The organism is Bdellovibrionota bacterium, from assembly GCA_040386775.1.
Lineage (GTDB): Bacteria > Bdellovibrionota > Bdellovibrionia > Bdellovibrionales > JAEYZS01 > JAEYZS01.
In genome coordinates, this window is the sequence record JAZKEU010000013.1 from 23,803 (window position 1) to 41,690 (window position 17,888).

20 protein-coding genes and 1 other RNA gene are annotated in these 17,888 nt (G+C 38.3%); 9 read left to right on the top strand and 12 right to left on the bottom strand.

The window, feature by feature from the left end; all coding sequences use genetic code 11:
* Positions 1-8: 8 nt before the first annotated feature.
* Positions 9-2,060: a TonB-dependent receptor plug domain-containing protein gene (locus V4596_08120; GenBank protein ID MES2769096.1), complete on the bottom strand. Its 2,052-nt coding sequence runs from the start codon at positions 2,058-2,060 to the stop codon at positions 9-11.
* A 240-nt stretch (positions 2,061-2,300) separates the two neighbouring features.
* On the opposite strand from V4596_08120, the gene V4596_08125 reads away from it, so the two are divergent.
* Both V4596_08125 and V4596_08130 read left to right on the top strand, forming a co-directional pair.
* Positions 2,301-4,523 carry a response regulator gene (locus V4596_08125; protein ID MES2769097.1) on the top strand — a complete coding sequence of 741 codons (2,223 nt, stop codon included), beginning with the start codon at positions 2,301-2,303 and terminating at the stop codon, positions 4,521-4,523.
* 71 nt (positions 4,524-4,594) lie between these two features.
* Positions 4,595-4,855 (top strand): hypothetical protein, encoded by a 261-nt coding sequence (locus V4596_08130; GenBank protein ID MES2769098.1) that lies wholly within the window; start codon positions 4,595-4,597, stop codon positions 4,853-4,855.
* Here the strand turns inward: V4596_08130 and V4596_08135 are convergent.
* Both V4596_08135 and V4596_08140 read right to left on the bottom strand, forming a co-directional pair.
* Positions 4,852-5,181, bottom strand: coding sequence for a DUF1904 family protein (locus V4596_08135; GenBank protein ID MES2769099.1), 330 nt, complete (start codon positions 5,179-5,181; stop codon positions 4,852-4,854). The two genes, V4596_08130 and V4596_08135, sit on opposite strands and share 4 nt — an antisense overlap.
* Complete coding sequence (locus V4596_08140) at positions 5,181-5,933, bottom strand: hypothetical protein (protein ID MES2769100.1); 753 nt, start codon at positions 5,931-5,933, stop codon at positions 5,181-5,183. The genes V4596_08135 and V4596_08140 overlap by 1 nt, the downstream gene beginning before the upstream one ends.
* A gap of 105 nt (positions 5,934-6,038) precedes the next feature.
* Here V4596_08140 and V4596_08145 point away from each other — a divergent pair, with 105 nt between their 5' ends.
* Both V4596_08145 and arfB read left to right on the top strand, forming a co-directional pair.
* Complete coding sequence (locus tag V4596_08145) at positions 6,039-7,253, top strand: hypothetical protein (GenBank protein ID MES2769101.1); 1,215 nt, start codon at positions 6,039-6,041, stop codon at positions 7,251-7,253.
* A gap of 37 nt (positions 7,254-7,290) precedes the next feature.
* Positions 7,291-7,692 carry an alternative ribosome rescue aminoacyl-tRNA hydrolase ArfB gene (gene arfB / locus V4596_08150; GenBank protein MES2769102.1) on the top strand — a complete coding sequence of 134 codons (402 nt, stop codon included), beginning with the start codon at positions 7,291-7,293 and terminating at the stop codon, positions 7,690-7,692.
* Here arfB and V4596_08155 read toward each other — a convergent pair whose 3' ends face one another.
* From V4596_08155 to ffs, 9 genes are all read right to left on the bottom strand, one after another.
* Positions 7,693-8,502, bottom strand: a complete 810-nt coding sequence (locus tag V4596_08155; protein ID MES2769103.1) for a hypothetical protein — start codon at positions 8,500-8,502, stop codon at positions 7,693-7,695.
* A 17-nt stretch (positions 8,503-8,519) separates the two neighbouring features.
* Positions 8,520-9,236 (bottom strand): hypothetical protein, encoded by a 717-nt coding sequence (locus V4596_08160; GenBank protein ID MES2769104.1) that lies wholly within the window; start codon positions 9,234-9,236, stop codon positions 8,520-8,522.
* Between the two features lie 32 nt (positions 9,237-9,268).
* The gene (locus V4596_08165; GenBank protein ID MES2769105.1) at positions 9,269-9,703 is read right to left on the bottom strand and encodes a hypothetical protein; all 435 of its coding nucleotides are present in this window, start codon (positions 9,701-9,703) and stop codon (positions 9,269-9,271) included.
* Between the two features lie 115 nt (positions 9,704-9,818).
* Positions 9,819-10,763: a quinolinate synthase NadA gene (gene nadA / locus V4596_08170; protein MES2769106.1), complete on the bottom strand. Its 945-nt coding sequence runs from the start codon at positions 10,761-10,763 to the stop codon at positions 9,819-9,821.
* Positions 10,764-10,791: 28 nt separating this feature from the next.
* On the bottom strand, positions 10,792-11,382 hold the full coding sequence (locus V4596_08175; GenBank protein MES2769107.1) for an ADP-ribosylation factor-like protein: 591 nt from the start codon (positions 11,380-11,382) through the stop codon (positions 10,792-10,794).
* A complete protein-coding gene (recR, locus tag V4596_08180) occupies positions 11,382-11,987 on the bottom strand; it encodes a recombination mediator RecR (GenBank protein MES2769108.1) in 606 nt (201 codons plus the stop codon). Before recR ends, V4596_08175 begins: the two co-directional genes overlap by 1 nt.
* A gap of 7 nt (positions 11,988-11,994) precedes the next feature.
* Positions 11,995-12,318, bottom strand: a complete 324-nt coding sequence (locus V4596_08185) for a YbaB/EbfC family nucleoid-associated protein (GenBank protein ID MES2769109.1) — start codon at positions 12,316-12,318, stop codon at positions 11,995-11,997.
* 11 nt (positions 12,319-12,329) lie between these two features.
* Entirely contained in the window at positions 12,330-14,105 is a 1,776-nt protein-coding gene (gene dnaX, locus V4596_08190) for a DNA polymerase III subunit gamma/tau (GenBank protein ID MES2769110.1), read from the bottom strand.
* A 54-nt stretch (positions 14,106-14,159) separates the two neighbouring features.
* Positions 14,160-14,256, bottom strand: an RNA gene (gene ffs, locus V4596_08195) — signal recognition particle sRNA small type.
* 89 nt (positions 14,257-14,345) lie between these two features.
* Here ffs and V4596_08200 point away from each other — a divergent pair.
* The 5 genes from V4596_08200 to V4596_08220 all read left to right on the top strand — a co-directional run.
* Positions 14,346-15,131 carry a SprT family zinc-dependent metalloprotease gene (locus V4596_08200; protein ID MES2769111.1) on the top strand — a complete coding sequence of 262 codons (786 nt, stop codon included), beginning with the start codon at positions 14,346-14,348 and terminating at the stop codon, positions 15,129-15,131.
* A 208-nt stretch (positions 15,132-15,339) separates the two neighbouring features.
* Entirely contained in the window at positions 15,340-15,831 is a 492-nt protein-coding gene (locus V4596_08205; protein MES2769112.1) for a hypothetical protein, read from the top strand.
* 9 nt (positions 15,832-15,840) lie between these two features.
* Positions 15,841-16,695 carry an SCO family protein gene (locus V4596_08210; GenBank protein ID MES2769113.1) on the top strand — a complete coding sequence of 285 codons (855 nt, stop codon included), beginning with the start codon at positions 15,841-15,843 and terminating at the stop codon, positions 16,693-16,695.
* 15 nt (positions 16,696-16,710) lie between these two features.
* The gene (gene coxB, locus V4596_08215) at positions 16,711-17,631 is read left to right on the top strand and encodes a cytochrome c oxidase subunit II (protein MES2769114.1); all 921 of its coding nucleotides are present in this window, start codon (positions 16,711-16,713) and stop codon (positions 17,629-17,631) included.
* 13 nt (positions 17,632-17,644) lie between these two features.
* Positions 17,645-17,888, top strand: a 244-nt coding sequence (locus V4596_08220; protein ID MES2769115.1) for a cbb3-type cytochrome c oxidase subunit I, incomplete at its 3' end; no start/stop codon positions are given.

The window sequence follows — 17,888 nt, forward strand, 5'->3', positions numbered from 1 at the left end:
ATAAAATTCTACAGACGAGCTTCAAGATTTAGCATAAATTCGCGTTCATAGGCTGGCATTGGTGCATGCCCACCATAATAAGGTTGAACCAAAAGGTAATCCTCATCAAAGATATTATGCACGGTGAATCTCAAGTCAATGTCCTTGGCCACTTCGCGCCAGTTGATGCTAAGGTTGGTCAAGATAATAGCATCAAAGGATCTATAGCTGAAATCGGTGTTACCGCTGTTTGCAGATACTTCAGTTTGCCCATAGCGAGTTGATAAATATGTCAATGAAGGACCGAATTGAAAGTCATTCCAAATATAATAAGCACCTAAATTTAATTTTAAATTCGGTAAACCCAAAAGATGCTCTTTGTCCGCTGTGATATAGGCAGAAGAACTTTCAGATCGTGGTTGTACATAAGAGAAATTGAAAAAACCTCCGACATTAGGAAGGCGATACTGCACTTCACCCTCAACGCCTTCGCTTATCATTTCCCCTTGGTTCGCATATAGATTTTGTGCGCCAACGTAAGTGATTACATCTTTAACTTTTAAATAAAAAATATTAAGTTTTGCTGAAAGGTTTTTTTGTAATAAATAACCCAGTTCGTATTCCCATGTTTCTGAGCTTTCTGGATTTAGAGCATTGGGATCTGTAGCACTTAATCTTGTATACGCCTGGAAGGTTAGAGGAACGCGGTAGGATTGGCCATAGAGTAATTTAGAGTTGAAATCACCATCAGTATAGGTAACTCCTACTCTAGGAGCAAAGGCATCTCCAAAGACAGTGTCCTCGTAACGTCCGCCTGCTGTTAAATTAAATTTCCCCATCGTCTGAAGCCACTGTGCAAAAGCATAATTTGATTCATTGCCCACTTCGAATTTATTTTCTGTTGGTGAAGTGTGAAGTCCTGGATCTCCATTTGTGCTGATACTTTCGGCCCAATCCATGGCGTATCCTGCGCCGATAGATAGTTGTGAGTCTTCATGGTCGTAGTTGGCTTTTAATTCGGCCTTATAGTTTTTTATAGTATTGCCTGGGCCATTAAACTCTTGTACCGCGGGATCCAATTGGATATTTGGGTGAGTCGCAGCTCCCATGGGCACCCCCTCCATGTAGGTGAGTGTGGGTATAAGACTGATTTTAGAGTTAACGGGTATTGTGTACTGAATATCCAACCCTTGATTCACGACATTCAATCTCTCGGTATACATTCCGTTTAGAGGCGGAACGACGGCACCATAGCCACTTTGAGATCCAAAGTCTAAAGAGAATTGATTGTAACGAATGGTAAGGTTGTCTTTAAACTTCATTTCGGTAATGAGATGCTGCCAATAACGACCGCTGTTTGCCGTGTCGAGATCGATACTGCCCCCATAAAAATCACTCCATTTTTTGCTTGAAAAAGGACGCATAGACTTACCAAAATGGAGTGAGTATTCCATGTCCTCTGTTTTTTTACCATAGGCTAGATTTCCACTCTTAGTAAGCTCGCCTCCCATGGATCCCATGTTCGCATTGACAACTACGCCATCAAGGTCCTTTCCTGAACGTGTGATAACATTGATTACGTTGGCTTCTGCTAGACCTCCGTACACGGCGCTGCCGGGTCCGCGAATGATTTCAACCTTTTCAATTATTGCGGCTGGGAAAGTACTCAAAAAATTCACGTTGCCATAGCCAAGATCGTTAGCCATAACACCATTAATCATAATGAGCGCTTTTCCTTCATGAACCCATAGTCCACGAGAACCCAATCCTACGTTCGCAAAACTATCCATACCAAATTCAAAGCCGGGGACAAGTCTCAAAACATCAGAGAGGTCTCTCATTCCGTAGAGCTCAATATCCGCTCTAGTTACAATCGAGACAATTGCGGCTGCGTTTTGTTGAGACTGTTTTTTTTTAGATGGTAGAGCTACTTCAATTTTCATAAGGTCTTCCAGCGAAAGGGCGCTGAAATCATCAGCAGCTGCAGTAGGAGGACTTGCCGGGGCTTCGTCCTGAGCGTAAGTGGCTGTTGAAAACAAACTCATAAATAACAAAACATTAAATACAATTCTAAAATTCATGAAAGCTCCCATGCTTTTATTTTTTGATAAATAAATTTTCGAGAAGAAACTCTAATTAAGCAAACAATTTCTTAAATAACTTTAAAAATGTCTTTGGCGGGATATTTGTCCCGCTTCAAAAGTCTAACCCAATATCTTTTATTTAAATATATAAATTTTATTTAAAGGTTTATGTAGACCTCACTACCTTTTTAAAGAATAATTAAGCATTAATTAAAAGGATTTTCAGTTGAGTAAAGCATGAGTAAAGCAAGTAGCTTGCAAGTTAGACTTATCAGGATGCAGCTCCTGAACGTATTGGTTGTAATATTATTTATTTCAACAGTTGCCGTATATTACATTGTTAATGAAGTCTCCAGTCTCTACGAAAAGCAGATTAATGCAACTGTCAAGATTGTCGCACATAACTTAAAGACTCCCATGATGTTCAATGACAATGATGAAATACAGAATACTCTTTCTGTATTGAATGCTGACCCTAACTTTCTGGGAGCGGTTTTAGAAAAAAAATCTGGAGAAAAAATAACTTACCTCGAAGATTTTAGGGGCGATGGAAAAGTAAATCAAATCAATGAACAAGACTTTATATTTTCTGAAAAAATCAAAGCTTTAAATGACGAGCTTGGGACGCTTTATATCAAGTATACAAAAAAATATTTGCATGACATATACCTTTCAATTGCTATGTTTACTTTTGCAGTATTTGTTTTTGCAGTGGGGATATCTGTTTTGTTGGCTAGATTTTTTCAAAAAGACGTTACAGGGCCAATCAATAGCTTATTAAAATTCATCAGCAAAATTACTGCACATAGTGAGTGGCAAAATATTGCAAACATACCAATTTCAAGCTCAGAGATTTCGGAAATATTGAATTTAAAAATTGAGTTTAAAAAGATGGTCGAGGTTATTAAAAAGCGTGAAGAAGAAACTACGAGTGCCAAAAATGCCGCAGAAAAAGCCAACGAGGCAAAGTCTGAATTCTTATCTAATATGAGCCACGAACTGAGAACCCCGATGAACGCAGTTTTGGGGTATACGCAATTACTCAGAAGATCTTTCCATAAAAAAGGAATTTTGGATTATCAAAAAGATCTTGGCGAGATTGAGAAGGCCGGGAAGCACCTTTTGTCGTTGATCAATGATGTTCTAGACATCGCTAAAATTGAATCAGGGAAAGTTGAGCTTTATGTTGAAAATTTTAATTTAGAAAAAGAAGTTGAAGAGATAGTTTCGCTGATTAAACCATTTGCTGCGAGTAAAAATAACCAAATGAGCGTAGAGATAGAAAAGTCTCTAACAGAAATGACTTCCGATGTTACTAAGTTTAAGCAGGTTTTATTAAATTTGATCAACAATGCCTGCAAATTTACAGAAAACGGAACGGTAGCGTTAAAAATACTTCCTGAGGTTATCAATGGGTTGCCTGCCGTAAGAATTTCCGTTTCGGATACGGGAATCGGTATTACTGCTGAGCAGATTGCTAAATTATTTAACCCGTTCACGCAGGCCGATACTTCAACCACAAGGAAATACGGAGGGACTGGGTTAGGATTGCATATCAGTAAAAACTTTGTAGAACTGATGGGCGGAAAAATATTTGTGGAAAGTGAGTTGGGCAAAGGCGCTACATTTACTATGATACTGCCATTGTCTTTGGATCATCACTTAAAAAATAAAATTGAAAACAAGGGCAGCTCAAAAGATGATTTACAAAAATTTAAAATTCTGATCATCGATGACGAAGCTTTTGTCCATGACCTTTTTACTAAGAATCTTGAAGAATTTAGAGTAGAAATCTTAAGTGCTTATAATGCGAAAGAAGGAATTGAATCAACCCGAAAAAATAAACCTGATCTTATCCTTTTAGATATTACTTTGCCGGATTTAAGCGGGTGGGATGTTATGTCTATTTTAAAAAGCGACAAAGAATTGGCAGGCATTCCTATTATTATTAGCACTACAACGGAAGAAAAGAATAAAGCTTACACGATAGGTGCTGCTGACTTTTTACAAAAACCTGTCGATAACGAAAGGTTTTTACGATTGCTTCTTAACTACAGATGCAAAAACCCCCCGTGTTTGGCCTTGGTGGTAGATGACAATGAGAATAACAGAAAAGTTATGGAAAGATCTCTTGTTCAAGAGAGTTGGAATGTAAAAACTGTTGATAGTGGAGCAGAGGCGCTTGAATTCTTAAAAAGTAATAAACCTGAAATTATATTCTTGGATTTAATGATGCCAGATATGGATGGATTTGAAGTTTTAGATAAAATCAAAAGCCATGAGGCCTGGTTAGATATTCCTGTAATCATAGTGACAGCAAAGGACCTGACCGAAGAAGATAAGAAAAGACTTAATAATAAAATGGAAAGTATCCTAACCAAGGAAAATTTTAGTAGTGAAAAAGCAAAGCACGAAATTTTAAGAATTCTTGGTAAATCAAAAGTAAAAGAGAGCCTTTAGATAAGCGTTGAAATATTACAATTTGAGAGTTGCAAGTTGCGTGATTTTTGAGTTGGAATTATGTTTGGCATATGAAAGCTTTGGGGTTGATTTTTGGTTTGCTAATTTGCTCTGTTTCTTATTCGGCCCTGCCGGATGCTAAATATCATTGCGAAGACGAAAGTACTCTTGATCTCAAAAAAATGAAAGCTCAGTTCCATGATATTTCTAATCAAGATAAAGAGGTCAGCGGACTTTCTATTCTAAACTCTGGAAAAGCCATCAAATTAAAATTTGATAATGGATCTTCAGTTCTTTGCCACAAATCTAAAGTTGAAATTCTTTTTCTCTAAAAATTTTTTTCGTTCTCAAAATAATCTGATTTTTCAATGGGGATATAGACTACAACGATGTCTTTAGCCTTTGTTAGAGCTTTGATTTGGTCTGTAATGATCTTTGTGGATTTCACTTTAATGTCTTGTGATCTTTCAAACCAATGCACTTCTATAAATGGATACGATTTTGTAGATTTGCCGTTCGTATAGAAAGTATTGGGAACCAGCTCAAAAGAAAAATTATCTTCACTGGTATCCATGGCCCTAGCTAGTTCTTTGGGTAAGGTTTTACTTAAACTTTTAACATTTTTTTCAGAAATACATTTTAAACGAATGTGTGGCATTATTCGATATCACGATCTCTAAGGACATTCACTTCGATCATTTCGTCTACGATTGCTGGCTGGAAACCAGGGAAATCTTCAGATAGATAGAGTTCTAAACCTTTTTTAGATTTTTTAAATGGGGTCTCGATCACTTTATTCGGGTAGTTTGGATCGGAGATGTAAATGATTTCATTTTTTTTATCAATTTTTAGAGCAACCACAGTGTGGCCCTCTTCACCATTCTCACTCAACATTCCAAGAACACGAAGTTTCCAAGAGTAATTTTTGAATTGAGTAGGATCTAAATCCACTTTTTTATCCGTATAATCAAGTCGGATAATTCCATCCAAACCATGCTCCTCAAGAACCTCTTCTGTGTATTTATCAACATCCGAAAGAAATGCTCCTTCGTAGCGAGGGTCTTGAACCATAAATCGTCTAGCTTCTTCGATGATCTCAAATAAAAAATAATCAGGTCTTTGGAGGAATTTACTTTTTGAAACGCCATAGTACTGGCTTACAGCTTGTATGGCATTCACTTGAGCTGTGAAGGCACAAAGGCCGCCGTTTCTTTTTAGAAGTTTTCTTTTTTTAAGGCGAATATCAGTTTGGTGGATGAGTTTTTCTCTTTCCATCAATTCTAAATATGAATTTAGGAGACTTGGGCTATCAGTCTTAAGAGCTCTGATATCATCAATGCGCGCAGAGCCCCAGCCGAGCACCGGGCAGAGTAATAGAATGTATACGAGAATTGTCCCCACAAATTTCATTAGGGTGAAGCTATTTAAGAGGCGTATTTGAGTCAACATTATTGTAGATATCTTAATAGGTAAATTTTTGTTGTAGCTTTTATCCCAGTAGGATTAATAAAAAGTATGAAAATATATATGCTTTATCTATATATCCTTATTCTCTTAATTACAGTGCCAGGCTTTGCATCTTTTGACAGACAATATGAATATCGATCTTTTTCCGAAAAAGAGATGGAAGTACCTGATTATTTTGACAAAATAGACTCAGAATACACGTCAGATATACTGACATATTCCATTACGCCTACAGAAGAAGTTTTGTTCCAAGAAACCGATAAGCAGTTCCTAATCTCACTCGGATCGTTAAGTCGTAGAGAGTTTATGAAAGATGCGCGCCTAAAGGTTAAGCAAAAATTAACGGATAAGATTGATTTCAAATACAACTATTTAGAACAAAAAGACTTCGAAAATTCTCAAGCTCATTCAGTAGCAGAATTTGTTATTAAGCCCTTACAGAAAATCCACTTTTCAGCTTTTGCAGAGTTAGATTTTTCTAAAGTGAATGACAACGTTGGATTTTCTTTTTCCTATCTGCCTCAACTGAATCATGAAGTTAAATTTTTTTATAACATGGTACAATTTGATCGAAATAAAAGGAACTCTCAAGATGATAGATTCAATAAGAAACCCTATACATTTGGATTTGTAGGTCGCTACACAAAAGAGAAATTTGGAAAAATAAAATATTTCGAATATGGTTTTCTCAACGAGACTTCCGTGGAATGGATATTTCCTACTCAAGATATAAATTACGAATATCAAAGATGGATGGGCACTTTGCGATATCTTAACCCCATCAGTGAATCTGAAACTCTCGCTTTATTTTATCAGTTGGATCATCGCAACGACCTCAAGGAGGTATTATCAACGGATACTCCCATAAGCACTCTCGATTTAAAGCGTAATCAACTACAATTGAATTATAACAATATAAACTTTGAACAATTTGAATTGGATTCAGGTTCCTATATTGTTTATCGAGATGCTAATTTATTAACGGGTATTGCTCGATATTTGGATGTGGTTCCCTACGCCACTTTTCACTTTAATAAAGACAAAGACTCCGCGGGATTTTGGTCTCTCGGCTATGACATTGATATTCATCATACAGATAAAAAAGATCCTGTTTCGAAAAAAGATACAGAAATCAATCATCGTGGGAATGTATTCTGGACCGCTAGATTTAATTCCCAAGCTTATTTAAAGTTGGCTGGAACCTTAGATGTCGACGACCTTTCTTGGGAAGGTGGTAACGGAAAATTTGTGATGGAGTTTTAAAGATAGACATTTTTAAAGATTAATTAATAATAGAGTTATGAAGTGGGTGAGCAGAATTCCATACAATGAATTTACTTTCGAGTTTGCCAGAAGTGGTGGGCCAGGAGGGCAGCACGTCAATAAAACTAATTCTGCGGCAATCTTGCGCTGGGATGTAGATGCAACTCTTGCTTTCTCCGAAGATCAAAAAGTAAAACTACAAACTAAACTCAAATTGAATCAAGAATCGGAAGTTGTTATTCGCTCGGAAGAACACCGTGACCAAGAAAAAAACAAAAAAAGATGTTTAGAAAAATTAGATTCCTTAATAGAAAAAGCTCTTTTTGTGCATAAAAAAAGGAAGCCCACTAAGCCTTCGCGGTCTCAAAAAGAAAAACGAATCAAATCCAAGAAAATTAGATCTGAAGTGAAAAAATCTAGAACCAATAAAGATTGGTAACTACTTCAGGCCTTTGATTCTCTTTAAGCATTTGTTTGAAACTTGCACCTCAGAAAACTTATTCATGCTTTTAGAGTAAGCATAATCTTGCTTGCAAGTTTTAGGGTTTGTTTTGCTTGTAAAATGAAACTCTAGTGCATCGTCACAGATATCTAAACCAATTTTGATCACGTAAGTTGATCCGATTTCAAAATCATCAAATTTTGTCACGGTCGTTTGACGAGTAAGGATGGGCGACAAATGATTGATGATTTCTTCTTCGCAGAATGAATATGGGAATGGTGAGACATAGTTATAGTTTTCAGGGATAACGACTGGGAATTTATTTTCACTGATTTCTTTTTTAAGAGTTTGAAGGTTTTCGCCGTACATCGCATAGGCCATATTTTTTTCTTCGGTTGTCAGAGTTTTGTAATCTCGAACTCTATTCCATCCAAAGCCCCAGCGATAAGTGTTTTGCCCCAATGGACCGCCACCCGCTCTTGTTCCTAAATACATAATTCTTGCAGGAGAAGAATCTCCAGTAGCCTTAATGCAAGCAAAAAAATCTTGATCTACTTTTAATCTTTCAGCCTCTGTCCCGCCCAACCAATAAGAAGCATCGTGGTCTATGCAGCAATGTTGCCAGAGAGTAGGGTTTTCTTTTGTTCCATCTTTATATTTTGTACAGCCATCAGTAGCGAAAGGATTTAATTCTAGCTGAAATGGACTCGATTTATTCTCTACAGAAAAAGTATAACCCACCAAGTTCTGTGCCTGCAAATTTTGAACAAACATCGTTGCTAGAATAATTAAAAGAAATTTAGCCATTCGTAGAATCCTTTATTTTATAGTTCTTCGAATGAAGGTATCCCGTTTTCTGAGACGAATGCAAGGCTGTAATGGGCAGGTAAAAACCATGACAAAGCTTGTAAAATTCCCTCATGTTCTTCAGCCTTTGGACTTCCAAAAGATTCAATGGAGAAGCAGAGATCAAATTTAACCTTGTCTGGAGAAATCATAATGATTTTAGGAGCCATAACTCCCTGTTGTTTTAAAAACTCTCTTAAGACCGTGCGTACAGGCTTGGGTAAGAATCCTTCGCTTGGAGCGCCTATATAAAACTCTACGCCAGCTTCAATACTTTGTTCTTGTTCATGAGAGTGACCATGATTGCAATTCGGTCCGTGTTTGTGATTTGGATCATGACTATCACTATGAGCGTGCGCTTTTGGAAGAGAGTTCTCTAGGAAAAGTCCATTTTTAATATAATTCCAAATCATTCCATAAGTCAGAACGAAATCAGGAAAGCTTTTTGTAGGATTGATAGCGAGGCCGATTCCATTTTCGGAAATCCACTTCAAGAGATTGATGGCAGGCTCTGTGCTATCCTCTTTGATTTCAATAAACATATAAGGAAATTGATCGGGTCCAGCTTGAGGTGCTTGGGCCATCAAAGAAATATTTGCAGCTGGAAGGGTTTTAAGAAAATTAGCTTCCCATTGAATATCTCTATCCTTATGGGGAACGGACAACATCTCGAGTATTTGTTTTTGACTGCTCACGCGAACTATCTCCAATTAGGGAGATAGGACTATCATTCTTCTTCGCTAGTTACAACAGAGCTTGGCAGAAGATCAAAAAGACATTCTCTCCAGTATTCCGGCGCGTCTTGAGAAAAATCGACGGCGATTTCAAATATTCCTTTGCCCACATATCTTGTTCTAGCAATGTGGCCATTGATTTCAAGTTCCATCGGATTGATCATCAGCATAATTGGCTCTCCCTCAATGGATTGAAGGGAGAGGTTTTGTCTTAAGCCTTTGGGCACCAAATCTTCTCTATCAATAAGTATTAAGAACCCTGTGGAGGAAGCATCTATAAGATGTCCAAACCTAGCAATCGACTCGAAATGAGATAAGTTCGTAAGGTTAGAAACCGGGATTGAGCCCACCTGTTTTCTTTTGGCTACTCTGCCAGGAGAGTCGTTAAGTGGGGTTGACTTCTTTTTTTGTGCTGCTGTTTTCTTCATTACTTACCTCAAACTTGTACTATGTTTCTCTACACATAAAGCTTATCGGCCAGCCTAGACCAAAGTTAAGAGCCTGTCTTAAAATGATTTGATTAATTTGGTTAAGATTTGGTGATCAGTCCCAAGTGACTGATTTTCCTTGGGTGATATCTACCATTCTTTGAAGTGAAACCCTCGCGTTTTTAATCATTTCTGGCGCTAGTTTTACTTCTGGGGATAATGTTGCAAGACTGTTTCTTATTTTCTCTAAGGTATTGAGTTTCATGTAAGGACATTGATTACAGGCGCAGTGAGTTCCTGTCGGGGCTTGAATCAGTTCTACATCTGGACGCAATTTTTTCATTTGATGGAAAATTCCATCCTCTGTCGCCACTATAAATTTCTTCGCAGGGTTTGTTTCCACTTCTTTGAGTAATCTTGATGTGGATCCTATAACCTCAGCGTATTCCAATACATCAGGATTGCATTCTGGATGTGCAATGACCACGGCATCTGGATTTTCAGTTTTTAATTTATAAAGTTCTTTAGCTGTAAAGAGAACATGCACTTCGCAAGTCCCTTCCCAGAGCTCCATGGGCCGACCATATTTTTTAGATAACCATCCCCCAAGGTTCTTATCAGGTCCAAAAAGAATAGTTTTATCTTTAGGAATAGCTTTCAAAATTTTCTCGGCATTAGAAGACGTACATATAACATCAGAGATTGATTTTACTTCGGCACTTGAGTTGATGTAAGTCATCATTACAGAGTTTGGGTGAGCATCTTTCCAGGCTTTGTATTTGGCAAAAGGAGAAGAAGTTACAAGCGAACATCCTGCCTTTAAATCTGGAACAATTACTTTCTTGTCAGGGGAAAGGATCTTTACACTTTCACCCATGAAAACCACACCAGCCAAAAGAATAATATTTGCATCACTATTCATCCCAGTCTCAGCCAAAAAATAACTATCGCCCACATGATCCGCAAGCTCTTGAATTTCTCCATCCTCATAGAAGTGCGCTAAGATTAAGGCACCCTTTTCTTTCTTGAGATTTAAAATTTCTTGTCTAATGTCCAACATAGATTACCTATCTTTAGGATAATTCCGGCTAGGCTTCGTTCCCTTTAAGGATGGTGACGATTTTTTTGGCTATAGTCACAAATGTTTCTTCTACACCTTCTCCAGTTGAGGCCACGGCTTCAAAGTCAGGAGAGTTGTAAAGATTGAGTGCGTATCTTAACTCCTGAATTGGAACTGCGTTCGTAAGGTCTCTCTTATTGTATTGAATGACAAGTGGAACTTTTTCAATGTCATAGCCTTGTTGCTTTAGATTTGTTTTGAGGTTTTTGATAGACTCAATGTTCTCTTCCATGCGTTCTTTTTGAGAATCAGCTACGAAAACAATGCCATCTAAACCTTTTAAGATTAGCTTTCTCGAGGCATCGTAAACCACTTGTCCGGGGACGGTGTAGATATGAAATCTTGTTTTGTAACCATTAATATCGCCTACATTGAGAGGTAGAAAGTCAAAGAACAAAGTCCTCTCATTATTTGTGTTGAGAGTGATGAGCTTATTTTTTTGTTCGGTTTGAGTCTTGTGGTAAATCCATTGTACGTTAGTAGTTTTGCCACCCAGAGAAGGGCCGTAATAAACTATTTTGCAGTGAATTTCCTTAGCTTTCTTATTGATGAACGACATTAAAGCTCCACGCGATTCTCAATGGCCTTACCCAAAGTTCTTTTATCAATATAATCAATATCGGAGCCAAAAGGAACTCCGTAGGCAAGTCTTGTCGCTTTAACTTCTTTAGCGTGCAAAAGTTTAGTGAGATAAAGAGCTGTTGTGTCGCCCTCGATATCCGCATCTAAAGCCAAAATCACTTCTTGGATTTTGGTAGAAGATTTATCGATTCTTTCCATCAATTCTCTGATCTTCAAGTGATCAGGTTGCACGCCTTCTAGGGGGGCAATCGTTCCGTGAAGAACATGGTAGAGACCGTGGAAAGACTGTGAAGATTCAATTTTCATGATGTCGAAAGGCTCTTCGACCACACAAATTTTTGTAGAATCTCTTTTTTGATTTTCACAAATGTTACAGAGACTTTCGCTTTCCGTAAAACTAAAGCACTGGTGACAGGTATGGATCTGTGTTTCTACTTCTTGAATAGCTTCTACAAAAGATTGAGAAAAGACATTTCCCTTCTTTAGAACAAAGTAAGCCAATCTCTGAGCTGTTTTTTCGCCGATGCCCGGAAGTTTTGAAAATTCATTGATGAGTCTCTTAAGAGATTTTAATTCTGTCATGAGTGTATTAGAACATTCCTGGGATTTTCATTCCACCAGTAAGTTTAGACATTTCGTCTTCGGTTGTTTTATTTGCAGTTTTTAAAGCATCATTTGCTGCCGTGATCACGAGATCTTGAAGCATTTCGGCATCACCGTCTTTAAAAACAGCAGGGTCAATGATTACTGAGGTGAGTTGGTAAGACCCATTGGCCTTTACTTTAACCGCTCCGCCACCCGCGGTGCCGTCAAACTCACGTTCTTTGAGTTCATTTTGTACTTTTTCAGCTTTATTTTGCATTTGCTGAACTTGCTTCATGAAACTTTGCATTCCACCTGGGAAATTCTTCATCTGGATATCTCCTATAATTCTCGAATGTTGTGTATTTTGCCTTTAAAAGTTTTTTGTAAGTTTTGAATTGCGGGATGGTTTTCAACCTGTTCTCGGGTTTGTTGGGCGCTAGTTTTCTCTTGTTGTATTTTCACAGCCTGAGGGGAGACTGTTGTCGCCTCAGTTTCCACATGAGTTTGCACTGTCAAATGAACATTCAAATTCCAGATTTTTTGTACTAAATCTTTCACCTTGAGTGCTTGTTTTGAATCCTTCAATTGTTCGTAGAAGAATTTTTCTTTTTCGGGAACACTCAAAACCATTCTATTCCCATCAAGATAAGAAAGAGCCGAGTGTTCAAGCAAGGCCCCAACGCTAGGAACAATTTTTTTCGATCTCTCAACAAAAGAAATCCAATTCTCAGACAATGATTTATCTTTGTTAAAAACGATGGAAGTTTCGGATGTTGGAGTGCCAACATCCGATCTTTTAGAATCCCCAAGGTCGGGCGTTAGTACTCTAACGTCCGAAACCAAGGTCGACGAAGATAGAGTAGAATGTGATTTTTTAACTTCGACCGCGGAAGCCTTAGTAGCCTGAAGTGCCTGCGCAATCGCTGATTTACTATCTACAGGTTTATGCTCTACGCGTGTTGGTCCTGAAGGTTTTGTGATGGGTTTATCTTGTCCACCAGAAACAAAGCTATCAATATCTTCAATTCTCGGCGCCTGGGCCATTCTCATAAGTAACATCTCAAGAACAATTCTTGGGCTCTGAGCGCGCATAAGATCTTGAGCACCCTTCAGGCACATATCAAAAAGAAGATGAACATCTTCTTGAGAAACGTTTGAACTTAATTGCTTTAAACTTTGAATTTCACCATCCGACAAATCCAAAAGCTCCGTTGGCTTTTCGGAAACTTTCACGAATAATAAGTGTCTAATTTCTTCTAAGAGATTCTGACAGAATACAATAGGATCATAGCCAGATGAAAAAATCTTTTCGATAGTTTGCACAATCGCACTGAGATCACGATCGATTAAAGATTTTAGAGTGGAAGCCAAAAGATTTCTATCTGTGATTCCTAGCACGTCCGTTACTTTTTCTAAAGTCACTTGAGCGTTTGTAAAGTTAATCACTTGATCTAGTAAGCTCAAAGAATCTCTCATTGAGCCATCTGCAAGTCTTGCAAGTGTCCAAAGAGCTTCTTGATCAAACTTCACATTCTCAGCCTTACATATTTTTTCAAGGTGGCTTTGAATGAGTCTTGTAGAAATTCTTCTAAAATCAAATCTCTGGCATCTAGATAAAATTGTAATTGGAATTTTCTGAGCTTCTGTTGTCGCCATGATGAAAATCACATGAGCAGGAGGCTCTTCGAGAGTTTTTAAAAGTGCGTTGAAGGCACTCGTCGAAAGCATGTGAACTTCATCGATGATGTAAACTTTAAACTTTCCACTCGATGGCATATATCCGACGGTCTCACGAAGTTCGCGAATTGAGTCCACACCGTTGTTGGATGCTCCGTCAATTTCAATAACGTCCATGTGAGAGCCGTTAGTGATATCTTGGCAGGCAGTACATTGATTACAAGGTTTGAAATCTTGAGAATTGGGACAGATCAAGGTCTTGGCTAAAACACGAGCTGAAGAGGTTTTTCCAACTCCGCGTGTTCCAGAAAACAAAAGTGCGTGCGGAAAGCGGTCAGCTTTTAAAGCATTGATTAAAGTTTGACTGATGTGATCTTGACCAACTAGATCTTGAAAGGACTGCGGACGATATTTTCTTGCAATGACTTGATAAGACATCTTTGTCCTTTTAAGATTGGTGCCACTAATATTTAGTACTAAATAATGTTTAGTAAGTGGCTGGCCCCGTATCACATGACGTCTCTATTACCGTTGCTTCCTTCCGGACCTGGCGGGTTTCATAGAGTCGTGCATTGTACAGGACCAACCAATTGACATATATTCAAGAATATTTGGACCTGTCATTAATTATTAGAGAGATGCGATAGCGTTAAAATGAAGCTGCGCATCAGGGTGAAAATGAGTCTTAAAAGCGAAGTAAAAATCAACCTAAAAATCAAACTCGAAAGAGTGCCTCGCATGAGGGGCTTTAAGGTCTCAATTCTGCCCAATTCGACGGTAGTAGTGAGGCTTGGAAAATCGGAAAATCTTTCTCGCGTACACGGTTTTATTGATAGCAACCAAGCTTGGTTAAAAAAGTGTTTAGAAAAAACAATTTTTATTCAATCTCAGTACCCTCAACTGAGTTTTATCGAGGGAGAAGCTTATAGATTTTTGGGCGAAAATTATTTTCTAAAGTACGAAAAAACAGATGGAAAATTCGGTGTTGAAATTAAAAAACCTTATTTAATCCTCAAAGTTCCTACAAAAATTTGGAAGGATGATTTTGCAAAATACCCACATCCTCAATTCCGAAAAAACATTCTTAAATTTTATCAAGAAGCTGCTGAAAGGGTTTTGCCAAAAAGAGTGAAAGAACTTGCTGAAATCACAGGTCTTAAGCCGACCAAGGTATCGCTCAGAAAACAGCGCACTCTTTGGGGAAGCTGTTCGCCGTCGGGCAGTATTCAGCTAAACTGGAAACTCATTTCAGCGCCCATCAATGTTATTGATTACGTAGTAATCCATGAACTTGCGCATTTAAAACATCCGAATCATTCAAAGCGTTTTTGGAATGAAGTTGCTATATTTTGCCCAGATTATAAGCAACTAAAGCTGTGGCTTAAAAAGCACTACTACAGTTTTGATCACTTGAACGAAACGTCGGAGCTGCACAGCACAAAATGGAAGTCCGATCTTCGATAGCTGATTTTTGCGCTGGATGATTTTTGCTAAATGTTTCACTCTTTAGAATCAAACCTTGAATTTTATTGTGGAATGTTTCATCTTAATCTCTACATGACAACGAAATGATAGGGCAAATTTACAGAGCATATTCGGAGCTCATAACTTCGACTGCAATTTTGCGCGGACAAGGGTCGCACATTTTAGATTTATGCTTTGAGGAGCAACGATGATTACAAAAAATCCACATGCAAACTGGACAGGGATGATTGCTTTTATTGGATGTATGGCAGCCACAACAGTATTTTTTATTTACGTTTTAGCATTTCAGCCAGGACCAGTAGATCAAACCAAAACTCCTGCGATCGGTCTTACAAAAGAACAATATATTGAGAGAAAAGAAGTTTGGATCAAGAGCACTCCTGAGGCTATCGCTCGCGGAGAAGCAAGCTACAAACTGAATTGTGCATTCTTCTACCAAGAGGGAAAAACAGATAAATTTTTAGAAATGTTTAAGAGCGGAGATCTCCCTAACAAAGGAACTGAGCTCGAAATTTTCAGAATGATTTCAAAGGGAAATACTGAGCAAGGGATCATGAAGATTGATCACATCAGAGAAGACGAAAGATGGGATATCGTACATTACTTAAGATCGCTCAATACAAATCTTCCTTCAACTTCAAGATCGGACTGGAAGCAATTTTTCAAAGAAGGCGCGTAATTTAAAAACATGAAAAAACTATCGTCGGCCCAACATTTTAAGGTTTTTGTAGCAGTGTCTCTCGCTGCTTCAAGCTTTGCATTTGCAGAAAATGCTAATGCTCCTTGGAAGCAAGTTGGCGCGGTATCCAATGAAGTGCCAAGAGAATTAGAAAACGTTGGAATCAAAGAGCAAAACGGTGCAACAGTGGATCCAGGATTAATTTTTACGGATGACACTGGCAAAAAAGTAACATTGGGTGACTATTATAATAAGGATAAGCCAATCATTTTATCTTTGGTTTATTTTAACTGTCCAAGTCTTTGCAATATGCACTTGAATGGATTGAACGACGGGCTCAAAGGTTTGGACTGGGCTGTTGGGGATAAATTTGAGGTACTGTCTGTTTCTATTGAGCCTAAAGAAGACTATAAATTAGCAGCAGGAAAAAAAGAATCTTATATAGAGGCTTACGGTAGAAAAGAAAGTGCATCGGGATGGCATTTTTTAACTGGTGAGGACTCGCAGATTAAGGCTTTAGCAAAACAAGTGGGCTTTGGTTATAAGTGGGATGAGGCTTCTCAGCAATATGCCCACTCTTCGGCAGCCATCGTGCTTACTCCTGAGGGCAAAATTTCTCGCTACCTTCATGGAATATCTTTTGATCCAAAAACAATTCGACTTTCAATGGTAGAAGCATCCAGTGGTAAGATCGGTGAGATCGTAGATCATTTGGTATTGATGTGCTTCAAGTACGATCCAAATAAAAGAACATACGCGTTTTATGCATTTAATATTATGAAATATGGAGCAGCTATTTGCTTGCTCATTTTTTTAGCTTTCTTAATTCCAAACTGGAGAAGAATGCTAAAGGAATCTAAGTAAGGGAGAAATTCAGTAATGTCTTACATGCCGATACAAGGATCGACGATCGCAAAAGAAGTAGACTTGTTATTCGACTTCACAGTTTGGTCGAGTGTGCTTGCCTGCATAATTTTGCTAGGTGGAATGACTTTTTTCATCATTAAGTACCAGCGTCGTTCTGATAACGATAAAACAGCGCACATTTCGCACAACCACTTGCTGGAATTTATCTGGAGCTTCATACCTCTTGTTATATTCTTAGGTATGTTCTATTGGGGCTGGCACGTTTACAGCAAAATGAGAACATTCCCTGCAGATGCGATGGAGATCAGTATCACAGGAAGGCAGTGGGCATGGGACATGACTTATTCTACTGGGAAAAAAGTAACTAATGAATTGGTTATTCCTGTAGAAACGCCAGTGGTTCTGAACATGACTTCTGTCGATGTAATCCACAGCTTCTACGTTCCAAGTTTCCGCGTGAAACAAGACGTGGTTCCTGGAAAGAGATCTAAGATGTGGTTTCAGTCAGATAAGCTTGGAGATTACGAACTATTCTGTACAGAGTTTTGCGGTACTGCCCATTCAGGCATGATCGGTAAAGTTCGTGTAGTGACTAGAGCGGAATACGATGTTTGGATTAAAAAAGATAAATCAACAATGACTCCTGCAGAGCTTGGTAAAGATCACTTTGTTTCTAAAGGCTGTGTGGCTTGCCACTCAACTGATGGCTCAATTAAAGTGGGTCCTTCCCTTAAAGCAGTTTGGGGATCGACGGTAAAACATTCTGATGGTTCATCTGCATTGGTTGATGAAGGCTACGTTCGCAGCTCTATATTAAATCCTCAGGAAAAATATGTAGCCGGATTCCAAGGCGTGATTATGCCTTCATTCCAAGGCTTGATTACAGAAGATGAGATTAATGAAATTGTCGAATATTTAAAGACGTTGAAATAAGGAAGAGGCTAAAATGGCACACGGTCACGTAGAAGGTACAAATTACCTGAATGCAGAAAAAGGTTTGTGGTCTTGGTTAACAACTCTCGATCATAAGAGAATTGGAATCATGTATTTCATCACAGTGATGCTTTTGTTTTTTATCGGTGGAATGTTCGCTCTATTATTGAGATTGGAATTGATGATGCCAGGGACGCAGTTCATTTCTCCTGATGTTTACAATCAGGTGATGACACTTCACGGATCGGTGATGGTCT

Bases quoted from the DNA above. Each gene is read 5' to 3' on its own strand.
- V4596_08120 (MES2769096.1), bottom strand. From the start codon at position 2,060: ATGAATTTTAGAATTGTATTTAATGTTTTGTTATTTATGAGTTTGTTT.
- V4596_08125 (MES2769097.1), top strand. From the start codon at position 2,301: ATGAGTAAAGCAAGTAGCTTGCAAGTTAGACTTATCAGGATGCAGCTC.
- V4596_08130 (MES2769098.1), top strand. From the start codon at position 4,595: ATGAAAGCTTTGGGGTTGATTTTTGGTTTGCTAATTTGCTCTGTTTCT.
- V4596_08135 (MES2769099.1), bottom strand. From the start codon at position 5,181: ATGCCACACATTCGTTTAAAATGTATTTCTGAAAAAAATGTTAAAAGT.
- V4596_08140 (MES2769100.1), bottom strand. From the start codon at position 5,933: ATGAAATTTGTGGGGACAATTCTCGTATACATTCTATTACTCTGCCCG.
- V4596_08145 (MES2769101.1), top strand. From the start codon at position 6,039: ATGAAAATATATATGCTTTATCTATATATCCTTATTCTCTTAATTACA.
- arfB (MES2769102.1), top strand. From the start codon at position 7,291: ATGAAGTGGGTGAGCAGAATTCCATACAATGAATTTACTTTCGAGTTT.
- V4596_08155 (MES2769103.1), bottom strand. From the start codon at position 8,502: ATGGCTAAATTTCTTTTAATTATTCTAGCAACGATGTTTGTTCAAAAT.
- V4596_08165 (MES2769105.1), bottom strand. From the start codon at position 9,703: ATGAAGAAAACAGCAGCACAAAAAAAGAAGTCAACCCCACTTAACGAC.
- nadA (MES2769106.1), bottom strand. From the start codon at position 10,763: ATGTTGGACATTAGACAAGAAATTTTAAATCTCAAGAAAGAAAAGGGT.
- V4596_08175 (MES2769107.1), bottom strand. From the start codon at position 11,382: ATGTCGTTCATCAATAAGAAAGCTAAGGAAATTCACTGCAAAATAGTT.
- recR (MES2769108.1), bottom strand. From the start codon at position 11,987: ATGACAGAATTAAAATCTCTTAAGAGACTCATCAATGAATTTTCAAAA.
- V4596_08185 (MES2769109.1), bottom strand. From the start codon at position 12,318: ATGAAGAATTTCCCAGGTGGAATGCAAAGTTTCATGAAGCAAGTTCAG.
- dnaX (MES2769110.1), bottom strand. From the start codon at position 14,105: ATGTCTTATCAAGTCATTGCAAGAAAATATCGTCCGCAGTCCTTTCAA.
- V4596_08200 (MES2769111.1), top strand. From the start codon at position 14,346: ATGAGTCTTAAAAGCGAAGTAAAAATCAACCTAAAAATCAAACTCGAA.
- V4596_08205 (MES2769112.1), top strand. From the start codon at position 15,340: ATGATTACAAAAAATCCACATGCAAACTGGACAGGGATGATTGCTTTT.
- V4596_08210 (MES2769113.1), top strand. From the start codon at position 15,841: ATGAAAAAACTATCGTCGGCCCAACATTTTAAGGTTTTTGTAGCAGTG.
- coxB (MES2769114.1), top strand. From the start codon at position 16,711: ATGTCTTACATGCCGATACAAGGATCGACGATCGCAAAAGAAGTAGAC.